A 5,448-nucleotide genomic window follows, 5' to 3' on the forward strand; every position below is an offset into this window, starting at 1 on the left:
CTCACCGGATTACCAAACCTAACCAAACTCCGAATACCTGGGAGTAATAGTCGGCAGACACACGGCGGGTGCTAACGTCCGTCGTGAAAAGGGAAACAACCCTGACCTACAGCTAAGGTCCCCAAGTTATGGCTAAGTGGGAAAGGATGTGAGGATCCCAAAACAACCAGGATGTTGGCTTAGAAGCAGCCATCATTTAAAGAAAGCGTAACAGCTCACTGGTCTAAATAAGGGTCTTTGCGCCGAAAATGTAACGGGGCTAAAGCCATACACCGAAGCTTAGGGTTTGCAGCAATGCAAGCGGTAGCGGAGCGTTCTGTAAGCTGATGAAGCCATACCCGTGAGGGGTGGTGGAGGTATCAGAAGTGCGAATGCTGACATGAGTAACGTAAGGGGAGTGAGAGACTCCCCCGCCGAAAGTCCAAGGGTTCCTGCTTAAAGCTAATCTGAGCAGGGTTAGCCGGCCCCTAAGTCGAGGCAGAAATGCGTAGACGATGGGAACCACGTTAATATTCGTGGGCCTGGAGGAAGTGACGGATCATTGAGGTAGTCCAATCTTATCGGATTGAAAGGGCTGCTGCGTGGTTCCAGGAAATAGCTCCTCCTTATAGACCGTACCCGAAACCGACACTGGTGGACTGGTAGAGTATACCAAGGCGCTTGAGAGAACTATGCTGAAGGAACTCGGCAAATTGCACGCGTAACTTCGGAAGAAGCGTGACCCTTTCATGCGCAAGCATGGGAGGGTGGCACAGACCAGGGGGTAGCGACTGTTTATCAAAAACACAGGGCTCTGCGAAGTCGCAAGACGACGTATAGGGTCTGACGCCTGCCCGGTGCTGGAAGGTTAAGAGGAGGGGTGCAAGCTCTGAATCGAAGCCCCAGTAAACGGCGGCCGTAACTATAACGGTCCTAAGGTAGCGAAATTCCTTGTCGGGTAAGTTCCGACCTGCACGAATGGCGTAACGACTTCCCCGCTGTCTCCAGCATAGACTCAGTGAAATTGAATTCCCCGTGAAGATGCGGGGTTCCTGCGGTTAGACGGAAAGACCCCGTGCACCTTTACTATAGCTTTACATTGGCATTCGTAGTGGCATGTGTAGGATAGGTGGTAGGCTTTGAAACCTGGGCGCCAGCTCAGGTGGAGCCACCCTTGAAATACCACCCTTATCACTATGGATGTCTAACCGCGGCCCGTTATCCGGGTCCGGGACAATGTATGGTGGGTAGTTTGACTGGGGCGGTCGCCTCCTAAAGAGTAACGGAGGCGCGCGATGGTGGGCTCAGAACGGTCGGAAATCGTTCGCTGAGTGCAATGGCATAAGCCTGCCTGACTGCGAGACTGACAAGTCGAGCAGAGACGAAAGTCGGTCATAGTGATCCGGTGGTCCCGCGTGGAAGGGCCATCGCTCAACGGATAAAAGGTACGCCGGGGATAACAGGCTGATGACCCCCAAGAGTCCATATCGACGGGGTTGTTTGGCACCTCGATGTCGACTCATCGCATCCTGGGGCTGGAGCAGGTCCCAAGGGTATGGCTGTTCGCCATTTAAAGCGGTACGTGAGTTGGGTTCAGAACGTCGTGAGACAGTTCGGTCCCTATCTGCCGTGGGTGTAGGAATATTGAAAGGATCTGTCCCTAGTACGAGAGGACCGGGATGGACGGATCTCTGGTGGACCTGTTGTGGCGCCAGCCGCATAGCAGGGTAGCTATATCCGGACGGGATAACCGCTGAAGGCATCTAAGCGGGAAACCCACCTTAAAACGAGTATTCCCTGAGAACCGTGGAAGACGACCACGTTGATAGGCCGGGTGTGGAAGAGCGGCAACGCTTGAAGCTTACCGGTACTAATAGTTCGATCGGCTTGATCGTTCTCATTCCTAATGCCCATCGTGAACACGATGGATGGCACAGAAAACAGCTTCTCGAGCAACGTGCGTTTTGCCGACCTGGTGGTTATGGCGGAGCGGCTGCACCCGATCCCATTCCGAACTCGGCCGTGAAACGCTCCAGCGCTGATGGTACTTCGTCTCAAGACGCGGGAGAGTAGGTCGCTGCCAGGTCTGCCAAGCGCACGTTGTTTAATCTTCTCCTTACGAACAGGCCCGCCAACGGGACTCCGGGCCGCGCAAGCGGCCCTTTCATTTGGCGGAAGCTTGAATTCGGTGAGCCAAGGCTTACCTTTAGGGTTGACGCGGGGTGGAGCAGCCCGGTAGCTCGTCAGGCTCATAACCTGAAGGTCACAGGTTCAAATCCTGTCCCCGCAACCAAATTCGAAAACGGCCCGCCTTGTGCGGGCCGTTTTCGAATGCGCTGAAGTACGGCAACAGGAGACTTAGCATTCCGCGGCCAATTTTTCGCGTATGTGTTCCGATCCACCTCTCATACGTCGGGCGAATGGCCGATCGGGATTTACGACGCGCCAAAAGGGCGCGCTGCCGTCTTGACTGATTTGCACCAAGTGCCGCCGCACAGTCACTGGGCAGCAGGCGTCTGCTCCGTATTTTGCCGCGAGCTTACGTCGTAACTCTGCAAGGTCCGACAAGTGGCCAGGTCGCGCAGCCCGCAGCTCGTCAGCGACCATTTTCTCGGTTGGGATCAGCATGCTCTGCGTAAGGGTTTTGCCTTTGCGTCGCGTTTTGACCACCGGCAATTCGCTCATAATTCACCTCCAGGAACTCCCCTACAGAAGACGAACAAGAATGCCGCAATCCGACAAAATCTCGGATTGATTTGATTGCCGTGGCTCGAGGCGACAGCCATGAACCTAAAGGCCGGCACCAATTCCTTGCGATGCACACATCAAAACACCCGCTTGCCTTGTGGTGCTGGGTTTTTTGACTCCGCGCTGCCCAACGGAACGGAACTCTACGTCTTCGCCGACATGGCTCGAGCTGCAGCTCTAACCGGCATCCCGGTTGGCCAAGGCGATGTGGCAGCAGCCGGAACCATGGCCCGGCGTCCAGGTGACGTTGTCGAAGCGCACTCCGGTGGCCTCGAACAGACCACGGTCGAAGGCGCCGGCGATGCGGCAGAGCGTGGCGAGCTTCTCGTCGCCGACGCCGGCCTCGACCCAGGCGTCCTTCAGCGGACAGCGCCTGACCTTGAAGGCGATGCGATCTTGGCTGCGTTCGACGTCGGCCGGATACATTCGGCCACCATCCGGGCTGACGGCCAGGAACGCCTCGCCGATTGCCGGTGCGTCGTTCGGGCCGAAATCGGCGAAGGCCGCCGCCGCAACTTCCCCGCCGCGCCGTTCGATGGTGCGGATCATGATCGCCTCGGCTTTTTCCGCGCCCACTTCCGCGGTCAGCTCGTCGAGCAACAGACGATAGAGATCGGCGCGATTGCGGAAGGCGGAATCGAGTTCGCGCGACAGTTTTTCGGCTCGGGCTTCGGCGTCGGTCATGATGCGTCCTGTTCGATCCTTGACAGTCTCGGCGCTGCCGCCACCAGCGCCTTGCCGATCGCGGATTGCGGCGCGTCGATGACGGTGCGGGCATCGCCGCTCTCGGCAATCCGCCCGGCGTCCAGAATGGCGATGCGGTGGGCGATGGCACGGATGACGCCGAGATCGTGCGAAATGAACAGATAGGCGATGCGCTCCTCGCGTTGAAGGTCGAGCAGCAGCCGCAGGAGCTGCGCGCGCACCGAAACGTCGAGCGCCGACACAGCCTCGTCGAGCACGACCAGCGACGGTTTCGTGGCGATGGCGCGGGCGATTGCAACGCGCTGGCGCTGACCGCCGGAGATTTCGTGAATGGCGCGGCCGGCGAGACCGGGGCTGAGGCCGACGCGTTCCAGCAGAGCGGCAATACGGCGCGGGCGCTCGGCACGAGAGGCGACGTGATGAATGCGCAAGGGGTCGTCGAGCACACGCGCCACCGTGGCGCGCGGGTTCAAGGCGGCGAGCGGATCCTGAAACACCATCTGCAGACGAGCGCGCCGGTCGCGCAAGGCAGCGCCGTTCAGCGACAGGAAATCGCTGCCCTCAAATTCGACCTGGCCAGCGTCGGCTTCGATGAGCCGCAGTATGAGCCGAGCTATCGTCGACTTGCCGCTGCCGGAAGGTCCGGCCAGCGCCAGCGTCTCGCCGGGTTCGATGTGGAAGGAAACGTCGTCGACCGCGGCGATGATCTTGCCACCGCGACCGTATCGTTTGGTCAGTCCGGAAACGGCGAGCAGCGGATTGGTCATGTTCGCCGCAAAAGCGGCTCGGCGTCGAGGCCGAGATGAGCGTCAAGCAGCACACGAGTGTATGGGTGACGCGGCGCATTGACGATTTGGGCCGTCGAACCCAGCTCGAGCAACTCGCCGTACCGGAACACCGCGATGCGCTCTGCAAGCCCGGCGGCCAGCGCGATGTCGTGGCTGACGAACAGCAGCGTCATGCCGTCCTCGGACACTAGTCGCCGGATCAGCCCGACGATCTCGGCCTGCACGATGGTGTCCAGCGCGCTGGTCGCCTCGTCGGCGATCAGCAGCTTCGGCCCGGCCGCAATCGCGGCGGCGATCGCCACGCGCTGCTTCTGGCCGCCGGAGAGCTGATGTGGGTAGGCCCTCAGGGCGGCATTGGGGTCGGGCAGACGGACGCGTTCTAGCAGGGTTTTTGCCCTGGCGTAGGATTGCGACCAAGTAAGGCCGAGATGGGTGTAGGCGACCTCAGCGATCTGCATGCCGATTGGCATCACCGGGTCGAGGCTGGCGGATGGATCCTGGAAGATGAAGCCGATGTCACGGCCGCCGAGGGGAGTGTGGCTTGTCGCAATGGCGGATGGTCGGCGCTCTGTCGCGCCCCCCTCTGTCCTACCGGACATCTCCCCCACTTGGGGGGAGATTGCGCCCTCATCTCCGCCTTCGCCAATCTCCAGCGTTGCAGCAGAAGAGTTTGCGGCGAAACTGCCGATCTCCCCCCTTGTGGGGGAGATGTCCGGCAGGACAGAGGGGGGCGCGAAGGAATGAGGCGATTGAAGGTTCGGTAACTTCCACTCGATCGAGCCTCCAATCTTGGAAAATCCCGGCAGCAGCCCGGCAATGGCTAGCGCCAAGGTGCTCTTGCCCGAACCGCTTTCACCGATGATGGCAAAGCGCTCGCCGGCGGTGATGTCGAAGCCGACATTCTTCAGCGCCGCCACCTCGGCGCCGTCGCGGCGATAGGTCACCGTCAGATTGCAAATCGAAGCAAGCGCCGTCACGACAGGCTCCTCCTCACCGCCGTCGTCTCGACGACGCCTTCGCCGGTGAGATACACACCGAGCACGGTCAGCACGAGTGCTGCGCCCGGAATGATCGACAGGAACGGCGCCGTGCGCAGCACGGCGCGGCCATAGGCGATCATTCCGCCCCAGGTAACCCCGTTGGGTTCGCCGCGGCCGAGAAAGGGGAGCGCCCCGTCGGTGAGAATAGCCGCCGCGACCCTCCCCGACGATAAAGCCAATACTTGCGG

The 5,448-nt window shown here is 60.1% G+C and carries 3 protein-coding genes, 1 tRNA gene, 2 rRNA genes and 1 pseudogene (1 of these 7 only partly in view); 3 read left to right on the forward strand and 4 right to left on the reverse strand.

Features of this window, described 5'->3' with window-relative positions; translation table 11 throughout:
- The 3 genes from AC0L2Y_RS08575 to AC0L2Y_RS08585 form a co-directional block, all read left to right on the forward strand.
- A 23S ribosomal RNA gene (locus AC0L2Y_RS08575) occupies positions 1-1,874 on the forward strand (it extends 925 nt beyond the left edge of the window).
- A gap of 76 nt (positions 1,875-1,950) precedes the next feature.
- Positions 1,951-2,065 (forward strand): 5S ribosomal RNA (gene rrf / locus AC0L2Y_RS08580).
- A 130-nt stretch (positions 2,066-2,195) separates the two neighbouring features.
- Positions 2,196-2,272, forward strand: a tRNA-Met gene (locus AC0L2Y_RS08585).
- Between the two features lie 632 nt (positions 2,273-2,904).
- Here the strand turns inward: AC0L2Y_RS08585 and AC0L2Y_RS08590 are convergent.
- From AC0L2Y_RS08590 to AC0L2Y_RS08605, 4 genes and pseudogenes are all read right to left on the reverse strand, one after another.
- Complete coding sequence (locus AC0L2Y_RS08590; protein ID WP_473555311.1) at positions 2,905-3,411, reverse strand: L-2-amino-thiazoline-4-carboxylic acid hydrolase; 507 nt, start codon at positions 3,409-3,411, stop codon at positions 2,905-2,907.
- The gene (locus AC0L2Y_RS08595; protein WP_473555313.1) at positions 3,408-4,199 is read right to left on the reverse strand and encodes an ATP-binding cassette domain-containing protein; all 792 of its coding nucleotides are present in this window, start codon (positions 4,197-4,199) and stop codon (positions 3,408-3,410) included. The genes AC0L2Y_RS08590 and AC0L2Y_RS08595 overlap by 4 nt, the downstream gene beginning before the upstream one ends.
- Positions 4,196-5,197, reverse strand: coding sequence for an ABC transporter ATP-binding protein (locus tag AC0L2Y_RS08600; protein WP_473555315.1), 1,002 nt, complete (start codon positions 5,195-5,197; stop codon positions 4,196-4,198). Before AC0L2Y_RS08600 ends, AC0L2Y_RS08595 begins: the two co-directional genes overlap by 4 nt.
- Positions 5,194-5,448: pseudogene (locus AC0L2Y_RS08605) on the reverse strand (ABC transporter permease); the annotation flags it as partial. The pseudogene AC0L2Y_RS08605 and the gene AC0L2Y_RS08600, both read right to left, overlap by 4 nt.

The organism is Mesorhizobium sp. WSM4830 (assembly GCF_055811495.1).